We start from the raw sequence: 17,519 nt of genomic DNA, 5'->3' as shown, positions 1-17,519 counted from the left end.
AATCAAAAATCAATCAATCAAAAACATCCCCATCCACTAATGAACCAATGACTAACCAACAACCAACCACCTAACAAACTAACCACCTAACAAACTAACCACCTAACAAACTAACCACCTAACCAACCAACCCCTCCACCTCTCTCGCAAACCTTTCATATCCAAACTTATCCAAACAAGCTTTCTGAATAGCTTTTTGCTCTAGTATGGATAATTTATTTTGGGATAAACTATTCAAAGCTTCTTTAATCGCCTTTAAATCTCGAGGATTTACCAAAATACCAGCATCAGGGTTTTGTACGGCATCAACAGAGCCATCTTGGTTACCTGCCAATACCCGTAAGCCACAAGCCTGAGCTTCAATAAACACCAGTCCGAAGCCTTCCTTTTCGCTGGGCAAAACAAAAGCATCCGCGGCCTGGTAATAGTCGGCAATAGCTTCATCAGCAATAAAGCCTGTAAGTATAATTTGTTTTGGTATGTTTAAGCTAATAGCCAAATCTTTTATCCTTTGGTATTCAGAATCATCATATTTACCACCTATAATGTAATAGGCTACCAAACCCTCTATCCTTAATGCTGCAATAGCCTGTATAACCAGGTCATAATTTTTCTGTTGCTCGCTATGCTTTAAACGAGTTAGTGCAAAAAATAAAGGTGCTTCCTCTGGGATTTGGTAAGTATGACGAATGCTAGGAAGATGTTGAGCTGCTATTTCCGGAACGGTAAAATAGGGGTCAAGTGCATTCGCAAGCACTTTAATTTTTTCAGGAGCCACAGCATGCCTTTTTACCACCTCGCTTTTGGTATAAGCACTCACCGCAACAATTTTATCTGCAACTTTTAACAACCTTCTTTTAAACCAGTTTAAAGGTCGCCATACCTCAATACCATGCGTCCAAAGAATCACCCGGCACTTTGGTTTTAACAATTTAAACAGGCAAGCAATAGGCGCCAGGTTAATATGACTTAAAACCAAAGTATCATATTTGAATACCTGGAGCATAGTGAAAAAAGCACCAGCTTTGGGTGATGCACCATAAGCTTTAAAGAGGGAACTATCCAGATAGTGCTCATCACCAGAAGTATCATATAAAGAAATCATCTTAAAAGCGCATTGTTTTTGTTGGTGTAGACCATAGAAAGTAAAAGCAATGCTTCTGCATACTTTTTCAATGCCACCAGTTAAACTAAACGTACGAAGAGTGAGGAAAAGAATTTTTTGAGGTCTCTGAATCAATACCTTAGGCTAGTATAATTTTTTTTATAGTCCCCAAAACAAAAGAGAAGATAACTGTATTTATATATGGAAACCTTATGATTAACCACAGCTTCGCTTCCTCAGTCCCATTTGTTAAAGGGCTAAGTGCTTCCGATTGTAAAATTATCATTATTTATGAAAGCCAAAGTAGGTTTTTTTAAATTTTTGATTTATTCAAACAGCTTAGTTGTTAAACCATTTGATTCCCTACTACGAACCCATCTTCATGACCAATCATCTCTCTATTCTTCATATTTTATTTTCTTGTCTATCACTCAAGTGCCTTGCTAAGAATTACCCATGTATTTCTTGTATTTATTCAACAATACGTAGCTATCCAACCGCTCTTTTTCACTCATTTCAGAACATGGTCAAAACAGCAACTAACAGGGTATTAACAGGGTGCTAACAGGGTCATAACAGGGTACAAACAAGATACAGAACCCTATAAAGAACATGTGATATACGAGTAATAATATAATAAATATCGAATAAGAAGAGATTTTGTTCATAGCGAACGCAGTCAAGCTATCACGATTCTTCATTCTTCGCTTTACAATTAGGCGAACACAGCGAAGCTATCACGATTGTTTTGCATAGCGAGCTCAGCGAAGCTATCCCTTCATGCAAGGCTCTTTATTGCGAACACAGTCAAGCTATCCCTTCCTTACACCTCCTCATACAGCATGATTTTTTGGTGAGAGTAACGCAACCTTTCCCTTCCGTCTTGTTGAGGTCTAATANNGAGTGAAACATCTCACAAAAAAAGCTTACAGCTTGCAAGTGGCTCACCCAGCCTATGCCTTACTTCCCATCATCAGTATGACTGCTTGTTGAGCATGATACTACCTTCTCTTTTCGTCTTGTTGAGGTCTAATATATTTCATATAAATCAATATGAAATAACGTGTTTACAAAATTAAATGCCTCTGATAATCAAATTATTATAAAAACGTCAATGGTAACAAAGTGAAACATCTTACAAAAAAGTTGCAGCTTACAAGTAGCCAACCCAGCCTGTGTGTTGCTTCCTCTCGTCAGCATGACTGGTTGGTGAGTATAATGAATAACTTTCTACTTTCTAAGCCACTTTCCGCTTTTTTAATGCTAATATTCCATTTCAAAAGCTTTGTAGTAAGTTGCCAAAAGTGGAAATATCAGAAACCGAAGTCCATCTAAAGTTAGATACTATTGCGTGGAAAGAACATATTCACGCACCAGCATCTGCAACACAGGTAAAAATAGGTTTGTTATGTACTTTTGTTAATTTTAATGAAGATAGTTATAATGCTGTGCTTGTAGGAGCGATTAAAATTAAATCTGGTGAAACTTTAAAAGGTGCAAAATTAAACATCCCTATAGCCGAAGCACATGAAATGGCTGTTATTATAGTAGCCAATATCTATTTCGAATCTACAAATTATGGCAGTGAGCATATCGTTGGTGGCAAAAGATTTGAGGCTGCCCGTATCATCGAAGCTGTACATTTTAAAGATGGAAAGCCTTTTGTATTTGTGCCAGAAGATATACCTGAGGCTGTAAAACCAGAACAGATTGAACCTGATATATTTTGGGACATTGAAGAGTAACTGAAATGATTATCCTATTTTCAACCCGTATTTAATAATACAATAAATAGCCCTTAAGCCATCTTTAAAGCTTATTGTTTGTACGCTTGTGTGGATTTACACTTATTATCCCTCAGTACCCTAGAGGATCAGCAACAACGATGATAAGGCGACAAGAATAGGAGTTTAGGAACAGAAACCTTCCGTAAGTTCAAATGCTGTTTACCCAATAAGCTAGCACTTAGTGCAAATACTAAAAATTCTTTTTCCGAATCTTCTGCACTTACCTCTACGAATAAGGGGATACAACGAAAATAAAATGGTGATTTAAACTTATGAAACTTAGGAATAAAGTTTCTTAAAACTATGGCAAAATAGCTGATATTTTAATTAAAAAAAATGTAAAACATTCATTATTAAAATTAAAAAATAAAAAAGTGATTTAACTCATATAAATTATTAATAAAGTTTTTTAAAATTGTTATATTATAAATAATATTTTAATTAGAACATATAAAACCTTAATTAATCTAATTCGTATAAATTCTCAATACTGTAATATTTATATGTAAATATTGACCAACAAACCATGATAAATTGGAAATACAATCATCAAAGAAAATAACCCGAAACCTAAAATTTGATACATGAAGACACACTTACCATTAAACAAAATAAGTTTACTGCTTGCTTTACTTCTTACTTTTTTAGTAAATACTGTTAAAGCCCAAAGTTTAAGCGCTGGTGATATCCTCTTTACAGGCTATGACTCTACCCCTTTAGCAAGTGCTGGTGACAGTTTCTCTTTTATATTACTAAGCAACATACCTAGCGGTACAAAAATTAGTTTCACTGATAGAGGCTACACAAGTTCAGGATGGCAGGCAGCGGGAAGTACAGAATCAACCATCACCTGGACAAGTAATAGTGCAATTGCTATGGGTACTGAAGTATACATTGTAGGACTTGTAGCTAGTACTTACAATTCTTCTACTTCTACCTCTACTACTAATGGTACAGTTGCGCTTACCGAAGGATCATCCACCAATGGGCTTTCATTATCGAATGTGGGAGATCAGCTTATTGCGTTTCAGAGCAGTGATGGTAAGATTACAGGAAGTAGCTTGGTCATTATAGCTGGAATAAATTATTTTTATACCGCAGCTAGCACTACGGCAGACTGGAACATCGGGGCTACCCCCGGGCCAAATTCTTCCCTAATGCCTCCCGGGCTTACTGGGGGCACAAGTGCATTTTATACAGGCCCGGTTACCGGGATTACGCTGGCACAATCTGGAAAGTTTAAATGTTCAGCCGTCCCTGCTACGTTAAATGCTGCAAATATTCGCACTGCAGTAATGAATAGTTCAAACTGGGACCTCTCTACTACATCTTTGGGCACAAATTCATCATGTAATTTAGTTATACCTTCAAATACAGCCCCAACCCTAAGCACTTCAGCAGTTACTGCTATCACCGCTACGGGCGCTACTTTTAGTGGCAATGTAACCGCAGATGGTGGAGCAACCGTAACCGAGCGTGGCTTTGTATATGCAACAACTACTAACCCAACAACGGCAAATACCAAAGTGCAAGATGGCACAGGAACCGGTGCTTTTACAGAGCCTATTACCGGGCTTACCGCAGGAACAACTTATTATGTTAGGGCTTATGCCATCAACAGCGTAGGAACGAGTTATGGAAGTGAGGTAAGTTTTGCGACAGCATCTAATACGGAAGATTGTACAATAAACTCTAAGGTTTCTTCTGTGGATGATTTGGCTCAAGGTTATGAATTTTTTAGTCAAAGCTTTACGGCTTGTGCAAATGGAAAAATAAATACTATAAAATTATTGACTAGTGCATCGAGTTCTTTTTATCCAGTCTCTACAGTTACCATGACCATTAGAGAAGGGAATGGACTTTCGGGTAGTATTTTAAGAACCATAAACATTCCTACTAGTCTTTTCAAAGAAGCAGCTGGTTTAGAAGATTATGTTACAATTGATTTGTCTAGTGAGAATGTATTAGTTTCAAGTGGCAATCAATATACTTTTGGCTTTGAAGGAAATCTTTCAAATAGGGTACAAATTTATTATAGTAATAATAATCCTTCTGCAAGTATCTATAATGGTGGACAGTTATACTTCGGTGGAGCAGCTGTAGCAGCTAGAGATTTGATTTTTGTAATGGAAATAGGGCCAGTTACAATGGCTGTTATTCCAACCCTAACCACATCCTCTGCAACTTCCATCACAGCAACCGGTGCCACTTTCAGCGGCAATGTAACCGCAGATGGCGGAGCAACAGTCACAGAGCGAGGCTTTGTATACGGAACTGCAACCAACCCGACAACGGCAAATACTAAAGTACAAGACGGCACAGGAACTGGTACTTTCACGGAGGCTGTTACCGGGCTTACTGCTTCTACTACTTATTATGTAAGAGCTTATGCCACTAATAGTGCTGGTACGAGTTATGGAAATCAGATGAGCTTTACCACGCTTGCTTCAACCTTAAGCCCAAGTTACGAATTCTTCGAAGGGACAACCGCTGCTGCACAAACCTTTACCAATACCACCACCGGCCTAAATTTTACATTAACCAATAAACTTGCCGTTCAAAATTATGCAGGTTATGGTGTTCAGGCCAGTAATACACCATCTCCAACGGTGGGTTCTAACTTTTACATCGGGAATGATAGCAATACTGGAACCAATCAGGTGAATTCAATAAAAAGTACCAATAAAACACTATTTAGTGTTAAAAGCATGTGGGTGTATCCTTCCTCAAATGCTAGCGGTGCATCACCAACCAATAACGGAACGATAACGTTCACAGGAAAGAAGAATGGTGTGATTCAATATACTTTTACTAAATCTGGGATTTTTCAAACTGCAGTTAATTTAGGGACAAATTATAATGGTTTTACGCTGGTTGATTTTAGTGTTGGAACAGATAATAGTAATACACTCATTGATGAGATAGAAATTAACTTAGGCTCTGTTTATCAGTACATCGCGATTGACAATATAGCGTTTTCGGCTACTCCATCCATTACTAATACTACGGCTACAGCAGTAACGAGTACTACGGCTACGTTAAATGCAAACGTTAACCCTTCAGCTTCAGCTACTTCAGCCATCAGTTTCGATTACAGTACTTCGCCTACACTGGCATCGGGAGTAACTAACATAGCTGCTACTCCTGCAACTTTAGTGAGCAGCAATAATGCTACTGCCGTTTCTGTTAATATTAGCGGATTAACCGCCGGAACAACTTATTATTACAGAGCAAAAGCAACAAATGCTGTGGGAACAAATGATAATTCCCAAATTTTAAGTTTTGCTACATTAGCAGCTAACACAGCTCCAACCGTAACTACCGCAGCAACAACTGCCATCACCGCTACGGGCGTTACTTTTAGTGGCAATGTAACCGCAGATGGCGGAGCAACAGTCACAGAGCGTGGTTTTGTATATGGTACTGCTACAAACCCGACAACGGCAAATACCAAAGTACAAGACGGTACAGGAACTGGGGATTTCACAGAGGCTATTACCGGGCTTACCGCTTCTACTACTTATTATGTAAGGGCTTATGCCGTCAACAGTGTAGGAACTAGTTATGGTAATGAGGTGAGTTTTACCACAACCAGTCCGCCTTGTACTGGAACCATTACCATAGGAGCAACTGCAAGTGGTGCAGCATATACCATCAATAACGGGGTGTTAACCACAGCGGGCGACGCAACCGTTCCTGCATCAGTGATTCTCAATTATCTTCAGAACACCGGGAATCTTAGCATACAGTCTTGTAATGGAAATATTCTCATAGCTGCCAATATCAGCGGAGCACTTAGTACACCAAGAACCCTTACCCTTAAAGCTGCCGGAGATATCATATTTAATACTGGTAGTTCTATAGTGGTTTCAGGGAATGCTTTAAATACCATATTATGGTCTGATGCTGATAAAAACAAAACAGGATCTATTTATTTAAACGAAAGTACCATCACCACAAATGGTGGACATTTATGGATGGGGGGTGGTAACCAGAGTGCTACTGCCTGGAATGGATTAGCGGTTGGTGATGGCAGTGCTTATGCAAATGCTGTACATGCCTTTACAACCAATAATTTCAAAAATGGAATTACCTTCTATAAATCATCAGTAAATACAGGAGCGGGAAATTTAGCGGTTTCGGGTATTGCTGACGGTGTAAGTGGTGTTGCCAATGGTTATAATGGGGTTTACTTAGAACAGAGTTCTTTAGTTTCTACCTCGGGAGATATAGATTTAAAAGCCATTTCTACAGGGACAAATAATGATGCAAGCTGGCATTATGGATTGCTAATGGGAACGGTAGATAATAATACAACAGCCGCTATAGCAAGTACATCAGGTAAAGTTACCATCCTGGGAGAAACAGACTTTAGTGAGCAAACCCACGGAGCGGGAGTAGGGCTTTATTCCTTTGGAAATGCCAATAGCACCGTAAGGATAAGAACTGTATCTGGAGCCATAGACATTACAGGAAGGCTAAAGAGTACCGGTTATAATAATCAGTATGGTGGGATTTTCTTGTTTGGAGGAGGACAAGAACAAATTGTCTCTCAAACCGGTAAAATCAATTTGGAAGGTACTTCTGTTAATCCAAATGTTGCGGGTATAAATCAGTGGCCCGGAAATACAAACAGTGCCATAGGTTTTGACGGTACTAACCCATTTAGTGGAGATATAACTTTTAATTCCAATACATTTATCAATTACGCAGGTATCATCACGGCAAATAACCTCGAATTGTTAGGAGCTGGAGTAATATATGATTTTTCGAATTCAGGAAATAACATCAACAGTTTAACGGCTAATACAGGTACAGTGAAGTACTTGGATAGCAATGCACTGACGTTGGAAAGCATCAATGCTACAGGTGAAATAGCTATTGCCACCGATGAAGGAAATTTAACATTAGCCGCAAATCTGACTACAACTTCTACCACTTCGGATGCGATAATTCTTAATGCAGGTAAAGGACAGTCTATTGGGACTGGAACAGGTGGAAATATCCTTGTATCAGGAACACCAACAATCAGCACCGGACTAAATGGTATTGTCAAATTGTTTAGTGGCTCAGAAAATGGAAGTACCGGACTTACAGCTTTGGCAGGAGGTGCTTCGAATACCAGAATGAAAGTGGATGAAACAACCACGACTTTTAGCCCTGCCCTGCTTGCAGGAAATACCTACGCTTTGTATCGTGTTCAAACTAAAATTGATTTGACCGTAAGCAATCAGGATTTGGTTAAATCAAAAACATACGATGGTACTGCTTCAGCTACAGTTTCTAATATTGGTTTGTCAGGAATTGAACCGGGCGACGATGTTACAGTTACAGCAGCAGCCACTTATCAGAATAAACTTGCAGGTACTGGCAAAACAATCACAGTGGTATACACACTTGGAGGTACCGACGCTTCTAAATATACAGCGCCAGCAAATTTGATCGTTAATGACGGGATTATCCTGAAGAAAGAATTAACCGTTTCGGGGCTAAGTGCAGGCAATAAAGTTTATGATGCAACTAATGCAGCCACCGTAAGTGGTACAGCTAGCTTGACAGGTGTTGAATCTGGAGATAATGTTGCTTTAAGCGGTACCCCAACCCATACGTTTGCAAATGCAAATGTGGGGTCAGCAATTGCTATCGCTACAACAGGTTATACTTTAAACGGTACTGATGCAGCCAATTACACCATTTTACAACCAACATTTACAGCCAACATTACTGCCAGAACATTGGCAGTAACCGCAACAGCCACAAACAAGGTGTACGATGGGACAACAACCGCTACCGTAACTTTCTCAGATAACCGTTTAATCGGAGATGTATTTACAGTAGCAAACACGGCAGCTACGTTTGATAACAAAAATGTGGGTAGTAATAAAACCGTGAGCATCAGTGGTATCAGCATCAGTGGAGCAGCGGCAGGCAACTACAGCGTAAACACTTCTACCACTACAACAGCAGCTATTACTGCCAGAACATTGATAGTAACCGCAACAGCCGCAAACAAAGAATATGATGGTACCACAACGGCTACCGTAACTTTAGCAGACAATCGCGTTAATGGAGATGTATTCACAACGGCAAATACGACAGCCACTTTTAATAATAAAAATGTGGGCAATAATAAAACTGTGAGCATCAGTGGGATCAGCATCAGTGGAACAGACGCATTGAATTATACAGTAAACACTTCTACTACTACAACTGCAGCTATTACAGCCAGAACATTAGCCGTAACTGCAACGGCAACAGATAAAACTTACGATGGTACAACCATAGCTACCGTAACTTTAGCAGACAACCGTGTAAACGGGGATATATTAACAACGGCAAATACGACAGCTACTTTTAATAATAAAAATGTGGGTAGTAATAAAACCGTTAGTATCGCCGGTATCAGCATTAGTGGTACAGATGCGGGCAACTATACCGTCAACACGACTACGACAGCAACCGCAGACATTACAGCCAGAACATTAGCCGTAACTGCGACAGCAACAAACAAGACCTACGACGGTACAACAACGGCTACCGTAACTTTCTCAGATAACCGTGTAAGCGGCGATGTACTAACAGCAACTTATACGACAGCCAAGTTTGATAATAAGAATGTAGGAACAGGCAAAGCAGTATCGGTATCAGGTATCAGTATCAGTGGCACAGATGCGGGTAACTATACAGCAAATGCGACTGCAAGTACAACAGCAGCTATCACCGCTAAGCCACTAACAGTTACTGCTACCGGTATCAACAAAGAATACGATGCCAACACCACAGCAACAGTAACTTTATCAGATAACCGTATAAATGGCGATGTATTAACAACAGCCTATACGGCAGCGACATTCAACAATAAGAATGTAGGCACAGGTAAAGCAGTATCGGTATCAGGTATCAGCATCAGCGGCACAGATGCGAGCAACTATACTGTTAACACTTCTACTACTACAACTGCAGCTATCACAGCTAAGTTGCTAACAGTAACAGCAACAGGAATCAACAAAGAATACGATGCTAATACTACAGCCACGGTAACATTGGGAGACAATAGAATCACAGGAGATGTATTAACAGCGGCTTATACGACAGCAACATTCAACGATAAGAATGTAGGAACAGGCAAAGCAATATCGGTATCCGGCATCAGTATTAGCGGAACAGACGCAGGTAATTATACAGTCAATACCACTGCAAGTACCATAGCTAACATCACAGCCAAAGCACTACTAATAAGCGCTACCGGTATCAACAAAGAATACGATGCCAACAATACAGCAACAGTAAGCTTAGGAGATAACAGAATCACAGGCGATGTACTAACCGCAGCCTATACTACAGCGACGTTCGATAATAAGAATGTAGGCACAGGCAAAGCAGTATCGGTATCAGGTATCACCATCAGTGGAGCGGATGCAGGTAACTATACAGCTAACACCACAACCACTACAACAGCAGCCATCACAGCTAAGTTGCTAACAGTAAGTGCAACAGGAATCAACAAAGAGTACGATGCCAATAATACAGCAACGGTAAGCTTAGAAGATAACAGAATCACAGGTGATGTGTTAACCGCAGCTTATACGACAGCGACATTCAACAATAAGAATGTAGGTACAGGTAAATCAGTAGCGGTATCAGGTATCAGTATCAGTGGAACAGATGCTGGTAACTATACAGTCAATACCACTGCAAGCACCACGGCTAACATCACAGCCAAAGCACTACTAGTAAGTGCTACAGGAATCAACAAAGAGTACGATGCAAATACTACGGCAACAGTAAGCTTAGGAGACAACAGAATAGCAGGCGATGTATTCACAGCAGCTTATACGACGGCGACATTCAACAATAAGAATGTAGGTACAGGCAAAGCAGTATCGGTATCAGGTATTAGTATCGGCGGAACAGATGCAGGTAACTATACAGTAAATGCGAGTACAAGCACAACAGCAGCCATCACAGCGAAAGCCTTACTGGTAACAGCAACAGGAATCAACAAAGAATACGATGCTAACAATACAGCAACTGTAACACTTTCAGACAACAGAATCACAGGCGATGTGCTCACAGCAGCTTATACTACAGCTACGTTTGATAACAAAAATGTAGGCAACAATAAAACTGTGAGTATCAGTGGCATCAGCATTAGTGGAACAGATGCAGGAAACTATACAGTAAATACAACTACAAGTACTACCGCCGCTATTACCAGAAAAGCCTTAACGATCATAGCAGATAATAAGGAGAAGTTTGAAGGAGAGGTTAATCCGTTATTAACGATTAGTTATACAGGCTTTGTAGGCGGAGAGAATAATACGGTGTTAACCAGCCAGCCAATAATCTCCACAACAGCAACAGTAAGTAGTTTACAAGGGGATTACCCGATAACGGTAAGTGGAGCGGTATCAGAGAACTATGCCATCAGCTATCAGAATGGAATATTGACGGTAAAACCAGGTGCACCAACGAGTGTAAGTTTAGCAGGAGTTACGCTTTACGAGAACAGGGCATCAGGCACTTTAGCAGGAACATTAAGCAGTACTTCCAACAGCCCTGTAGCTACCTTTACTTATAGCTTAGTAGCAGGATCAGGAGCTACGGATAATGCAAGTTTTGTTATTAGTGGTAATCAATTACAAACAGCAGTTAGCTTAAACTACGAGAACAAGCAGAGCTATAGTGTAAGAGTGAGAAGTACCACCCAGTTTGGATTCAGCTTAGATGAAGTACTTACAGTAAACCTGAGCGATGTCAATGAAGCACCAACGATTAATGCGGTAAACAACCAAACGATATGTTATACCGCAGCAGAACAGGTGATAGGATTAACGGGAATAACAGCAGGGCCAGAAGTAGGACAAACCACCACAGTTACGGCTAGTAGCAGCAATAGCAGCTTGCTAAGTAACCTGTCCGTAGTAAATAATGAATTGCGTTACCGTGTAGGCAATGGACAAAGCGGAAGTACCACGATAAGCGTAAGGGTAAGAGATAATGGAGGGGTAGCCAATGGCGGGGTAGATGAGACGACGAGGAGCTTCACGTTAGTAGTAAATGCGCTCCCACAAATCACGATTATAAGTGATAAAGGTTTAAGTATTAGTAAGGGAGAAACGGCAGAGTTAACAGCAAGAGGCGGCACAAGTTATCAGTGGAGTAATGCAGGAGGAATCATCAGCGGACAAAATACAGCTACGCTAACAGTGCGACCAGAAGTTAGCACTACGTATACAGTTAGCGTTACAAATGCCAGTGGTTGCGAGTCAGTAGAGACGATCAATATAGAGGTAAGAGAAGATTATCAAGCCATCAAGGCAGAGAATTTTATGACGCCTAATGGAGATGGTATTAATGATAAGTGGGTGGTAGAGAATATAGATGTCTATCCTAACCATACCCTAACGATCTTTGACCGTTCGGGCAGAGTGCTTTATGAAGTGAGAAACTATCAGAATGATTGGGATGGAATGCTTAATGGTAGCCCTTTAGCTGCTGGAACTTATTATTATGTTTTCAAATTTCAACAAGCAGGAATAGCACCTAAGAAAGGCTTTATTACGGTTGTCAAACAGTAATCAAGAATATGGTTCATAAGTAAATAAAAAGATTCCCTGAGTAAAATCAGGGAATTTTTAAAAAGATAAAGAAATAAATAACATAAAGAGATGAAAAGAATATTAACCATTTTATTGTTAATCATCACAGCCCTGCCTGTTTGGTCTCAGTTAACTCCAATGAAGAGTCAGTACTTCCAGAACCCCTATTTGGTAAACCCAGCGATGGCAGGTTTTAGAGGCGTAACAGAGGTATACAGCAATTATTCAAACCAGTGGAATAAGATAGAAGGAGCACCAGAGATGCTATCGTTTTCAGGGAGCATGCCCATCAATGAGAAAGCTTCGATAGGCGTGAATGTGATCAACGACAAGGCAGGCTTAATGCAAAGAACACAGGCTATGGGTAGCTATAGCTATAAAGTACCTTTCAGTGCAGACCATAGTCTACGCTTTGGGGTATCGTTAAGCTGGTCACAGGATGATTTAAACTATAGTTTAGCCAGTGGCAGCAGAGCGAACGACCCAGAGTTGATGCGTTATCAGAATGAAAGAGAGAGCTATCTGGATGGTAACTTTGGTGTGGCGTATATGGGTAAGAAGCTAGAGGCACAGTTCAGCTATTTGAACTTAAACCAGCGTAGGAACGGTCAGTTTTCAACGGTAGACTATTCTACGTTTTATAGCGCTGTGAGCTACATGATAATACTAAAGAATGATTTCAGTGTCCGTCCGTTATTAGCTTATAGAGGCGTAAAAGGTTACGACAACCAGTATGATATAGCAGCAGAGTGGGGCATAGAAGATTTGAAGTTGTATACGATGTACCATAGCAACCGGAGTTTCTCAGGCGGCTTGGGTTATACCTACAAGCAGCAGTTGAACATCTCGACTTTATACAATACAGAGCCAGTAGCGATAAGAGGTTTTACAGGTGGAGTATTTGATATCGTGATTGGTTATAGGTTTAATAGGAAGTTGTAGTATAACAAACAGGTATTAAGAATAAATAAAAATCAGCCTCAAGCATTAGCTTGGGGCTTTTTTATTTAGCCGCCAATTATTCCTAAATTTGAAACTTATCCAAGTTAATGGAAAACAAAATGACTTAAGTCATGTAATCCTTTACATATACAAATACATCATGAATATTAAAGATCTCATTTATAGCATTATTACCTTTTTTATTTTACTTACGGTAGCTTGTCAAACCACAAATAACACCTTAAATAGTGGTATTTGGAGAGGGGCTTTAATTAATGAAACGGGTGCCGAAGTTCCTTTTAATTTCGAATTGAAAGATAGCTTAGGTAAGTGGCAGATGCTTATCATGAATGGTAAAGAGCAATTTAAAGTAGATGATATAAGCCGAGAAAAAGATTCTATTTTTATTAAAATGCCACTTTATGATTCTGAAATTAAAGGCATTATTGCGGATAACAAAATAGAAGGTTATTGGGTAAAACACTTGGCAGATAAAGATGTAAAAATGCAATTCGTAGCGCAATATGGTATCAAATGGAGGTTTAAAGAACAACTTAAACCAGCGGTACAAAATATTACAGGAAAATGGGCAACTGTATTTACGAATACAGAAGGTAAAGACAGTACACTGGCTATAGGTAATTTCAAACAAGAAGGTAATGTGGTAACTGGTTCTTTTCTTACACCTACCGGAGATTATAGGTATTTAGATGGTGTTTTAGATGGCGATGAGCTGAGTTTATCTACTTTTGATGGTGGTTTTGCGTTTTTATTTACTGCAAAAGTTAGCGGCGAAACCCTAAGTGAGGGTAAGTTTTATTCGGGTTTTTCTTCGCAAGAATGGTTTACAGCCAAAAAGGATGAAAACGCAACTTTACCAGATGCTTATGGCTTAACTTATCTAAAGCCAGGTTTTGAGACGATAGATTTCTCTTTCCCGGATATGAATAAAAAACAAGTCAGCCTAAAAGATGAGGAGTTTAAAAACAAAGTAGTGATTCTACAATTATTAGGCTCTTGGTGTCCTAATTGTATGGATGAAACAGCTTTTTTGAGCAACTATATTCGCCAAAATAATTTTGATGATATTAAGGTGTTAGGTTTGGCTTATGAGCGTACCTCAGATTTCGAAAAATCTAAAGCCAATTTGCAAAAAGTTATCCATCGCTTTCAAGTACCTTATCCATTCTTAATTACCGGATATACCAATAAAAAAGGAGAACCTGCAAAAAGTTTACCTATGCTAAATACCGTTATGGCTTTCCCTACCATGATTGTTATAGATAAAAAAGGGAAAGTAAGAAACATCCATACCGGATTTAACGGGCCAGGAACAGGAGCATATTATGAGGACTTTGTAAAGGAGTTTGAAACACTCATCAGTACTTTAAGAAAAGAATGAAAATAATTTTAAGAAGTAAATGCTACTCTCTTCTGCTGCTAGCATTTATTTTATCTTCCTGTGGAAAAATACATTTCATAGAATTTGAGCCCATTTATGTTCATGCAAATAAAGTTGGAGCAAAGCTTTATCATGCAAGTTATACCCAAGAAATTGATATTCTTCATACAGATTTAGCTGTTTCTTTTAACTGGGATAGCGCTTTTGTTTATGGCGAAGCTAAAATTACAGCCCAACCCTATTTTTATGCTACAGATTCTATGGTGTTAGATGCAAAAGGCTTTAAAATACATCAGATTCATCAAGAAATTAACGATAGCTTGCAAGTAGTACCTTATACTTATGTTGATCATAAAATCAATATCAAATTAGATAAGACCTACCAAGCTAACCAGCAATTTATTATCAAGATTAATTATACCGCAGCTCCTAGGAAGCTAAAGATTGGTCGAGATATTTTTTCTGCCGATGATAGAGGTTTATATTTTATCAATCACAAAGGGAAAAATCAAATATGGACACAAGGAGAAACCGAAAATAATTCCTGCTGGTTCCCTACGATAGAAAACCCGGCTGAAAAAATGACCCATCAGTTTAATATCCGTGTTGATGATCAATACCAAACACTTTCTAATGGCATTTTAAAAGAAAGCATCAAACATACAGATGGTACCCGTACAGATACGTGGTGGATGCAACAGCCACATGCGGTGTATTTAAGTATGCTAGCCGTAGGCGAATTTGAAATTACTGAAGATAAATGGAAGGATATTCCACTTCGATATTATACCGAAAAGGCTTATGCGCCTACCGCAAAAAAGGTTTTTGGCAATACCTCAGCCATGCTTGATTTCTTCTCTAAACAGTTAAACTACCCATACCCTTGGCCCAAATATGACCAAATTGTAGTGCGTAATTTTGTGAGTGGTGCTATGGAAAATACCACAGCTTCGGTTTTTTACAGCGGACTTAACCTTACAGCAGCACAGCATGAAGACCATAATCAGGATGATATTATAGCGCATGAACTTTACCACCACTGGTTTGGGAATTTAGTGACATGCGAATCTTGGTCGCATTTACCTTTAAACGAGTCTTTTGCAACTTACGGAGAATACTTATGGCGAGAACATAAAAATGGTAAAGAAGATGCAGATGAACACCTTTCCCGTATGGCTGAAAGCTATTTCAGTTATGCTAAAAACCGTGATGCAGATGTTATCAGGTTTAATTATGCCGATAAAGAGCACATGTTTGATGCCATATCTTACCAGAAAGGAGCTGTTATTTTACATAACCTGAGAACACTGGTGGGCGATGAAACTTTTTTTACAGCTTTGAATTTATACCTCACTAAAAATGCTTACAAAGCGGTAGAAATTCATCATTTAAGATTGGCTTTTGAAGAAGTAACTGGTAAAGATTTAAATTGGTATTTTAAGCAATGGTTTTTCGCTAAAGGCTATCCAGAGTTAAAAATTGATAAATTTTATGATGCACAACAGCAGCAATTGGTTATTGATGTAGAACAATTGCAAGACACGGTATCTGTACCGGTTTATCAACTCCCAATAACCTTAAAAACCGTTTCTAAAAATCAGGTAAATTACCATGATATTTTGATAACCGACATCAAACAGCGTTTTACTATCCCTTTTTCAGCAGCTCCAGATCATGTTAAATTTGATGTTCACAACAATTTACTTATTAAAAAACAGGAAGTTAAAAGCGATGAAGACTATAAAAATCAATTTCTTTATGCTGATGATTATCTAGATAAGCAAGAAGCTATGGCTTATTTTGATAAACATAAAACAGCTCCTCAGGCAGTACCTATACTTCAAAAAGCTATTCATGATACAGCTTGGCCTATTGTAGTTAAAGGATTGGAACACTATAAAATGTTTGATGCGGATTTCAGGGCAAAACAGTTAAGTAAAATCAAAGATTTAGCTTTAACTCATCCAAAATCACTTGTAAGAGCAGAAGCTATTAAAGTACTTAAAAGATACTATCCAAAAGCAGATTATAAAGATATCCTTCCTAGGCTGAAACAGGATATATCTGCTTTAGTTCATAAAGCTTTACATTAATCATCTTTTTTAAATCCTCCAAACACCATTTTAATAACAGCCAAAACCAGCGCAAACAATAAAGCTGATAAAAAGCCAGAAGTATTAAAGCTAGTCATCACTTCATCAACCAGTAAAACCATCAATACAGTGATGATAAAAGACATCAGCCCCAGTGTAAGAAAATTGATGGGGAAAGTAAATATTCTTAAAATAAAGCCAATCGTGGCATTAGCCAAGGCGATTAATATACCGGCTAGTACCGCTGATAAATAACCATCAACACTTACACCTGGTATTAAAAATGCAGCAATAGCTACCGCTAAGCCCATCAATAAAATTTCTATAATTAAACTCATCACCATAAAATTTGAATCTAATCTAACAAAATTTAAGCCATCTGATTAGGTTTTTAGTTTATTAGCCATTAGTTTATTAGGTTTTTAGTCATTGGTATAGTAAATGATTTTTTGATAAAAAGATAGGTAAACTAATAATACTTTTTAATTTTAGTCTCATGCACAAGGCTTTCCGGCCTCATAGGCGGCCAGCCCTAGGCACTTTTTTCTTGAAAAAAAAGTGCCCCAAAAATCAAGGCTGATGAATATT

7 protein-coding genes are annotated in these 17,519 nt (G+C 38.8%); 5 read left to right on the top strand and 2 right to left on the bottom strand.

What is annotated here, in order from left to right; translation table 11 throughout:
* Nucleotides 1–118 precede the first annotated feature (118 nt).
* On the bottom strand, nt 119–1,105 hold the full coding sequence (locus tag B2745_RS01575; protein ID WP_304062765.1) for a glycosyltransferase family 4 protein: 987 nt from the start codon (nt 1,103–1,105) through the stop codon (nt 119–121).
* A 1,304-nt stretch (nt 1,106–2,409) separates the two neighbouring features.
* Between B2745_RS01575 and B2745_RS01570 the strand changes: the two genes are divergently transcribed.
* The 5 genes from B2745_RS01570 to B2745_RS01550 all read left to right on the top strand — a co-directional run bounded on the left by B2745_RS01570 (nt 2,410) and on the right by B2745_RS01550 (nt 16,931).
* Entirely contained in the window at nt 2,410–2,850 is a 441-nt protein-coding gene (locus tag B2745_RS01570) for a hypothetical protein (RefSeq protein WP_304062762.1), read from the top strand.
* A gap of 626 nt (nt 2,851–3,476) precedes the next feature.
* Entirely contained in the window at nt 3,477–12,473 is an 8,997-nt protein-coding gene (locus B2745_RS01565) for a YDG domain-containing protein (RefSeq protein WP_304062759.1), read from the top strand.
* A 90-nt stretch (nt 12,474–12,563) separates the two neighbouring features.
* Entirely contained in the window at nt 12,564–13,436 is an 873-nt protein-coding gene (locus tag B2745_RS01560; RefSeq protein ID WP_304062756.1) for a PorP/SprF family type IX secretion system membrane protein, read from the top strand.
* 160 nt (nt 13,437–13,596) lie between these two features.
* Complete coding sequence (locus tag B2745_RS01555; RefSeq protein WP_304062753.1) at nt 13,597–14,838, top strand: TlpA disulfide reductase family protein; 1,242 nt, start codon at nt 13,597–13,599, stop codon at nt 14,836–14,838.
* Entirely contained in the window at nt 14,835–16,931 is a 2,097-nt protein-coding gene (locus tag B2745_RS01550; protein WP_304062750.1) for a M1 family metallopeptidase, read from the top strand. The genes B2745_RS01555 and B2745_RS01550 overlap by 4 nt, the downstream gene beginning before the upstream one ends.
* Here B2745_RS01550 and B2745_RS01545 read toward each other — a convergent pair.
* Nucleotides 16,928–17,269 (bottom strand): phage holin family protein, encoded by a 342-nt coding sequence (locus B2745_RS01545; protein WP_026905325.1) that lies wholly within the window; start codon nt 17,267–17,269, stop codon nt 16,928–16,930. The genes B2745_RS01550 and B2745_RS01545 overlap by 4 nt on opposite strands.
* Nucleotides 17,270–17,519: the final 250 nt, after the last annotated feature.

The organism is Pedobacter glucosidilyticus, from assembly GCF_002483235.1.
Lineage (GTDB): Bacteria > Bacteroidota > Bacteroidia > Sphingobacteriales > Sphingobacteriaceae > Pseudopedobacter > Pseudopedobacter glucosidilyticum_B.
The sequence above is the reverse complement of the archived record's forward strand: the minus strand, read 5'-3'. Positions and strand labels throughout refer to the sequence as shown.

Bases quoted from the DNA above. Each gene is read 5' to 3' on its own strand.
- B2745_RS01575 (WP_304062765.1), bottom strand. From the start codon at position 1,105: ATGATTTCTTTATATGATACTTCTGGTGATGAGCACTATCTGGATAGT.
- B2745_RS01565 (WP_304062759.1), top strand. From the start codon at position 3,477: ATGAAGACACACTTACCATTAAACAAAATAAGTTTACTGCTTGCTTTA.
- B2745_RS01560 (WP_304062756.1), top strand. From the start codon at position 12,564: ATGAAAAGAATATTAACCATTTTATTGTTAATCATCACAGCCCTGCCT.
- B2745_RS01555 (WP_304062753.1), top strand. From the start codon at position 13,597: ATGAATATTAAAGATCTCATTTATAGCATTATTACCTTTTTTATTTTA.
- B2745_RS01550 (WP_304062750.1), top strand. From the start codon at position 14,835: ATGAAAATAATTTTAAGAAGTAAATGCTACTCTCTTCTGCTGCTAGCA.
- B2745_RS01545 (WP_026905325.1), bottom strand. From the start codon at position 17,269: ATGAGTTTAATTATAGAAATTTTATTGATGGGCTTAGCGGTAGCTATT.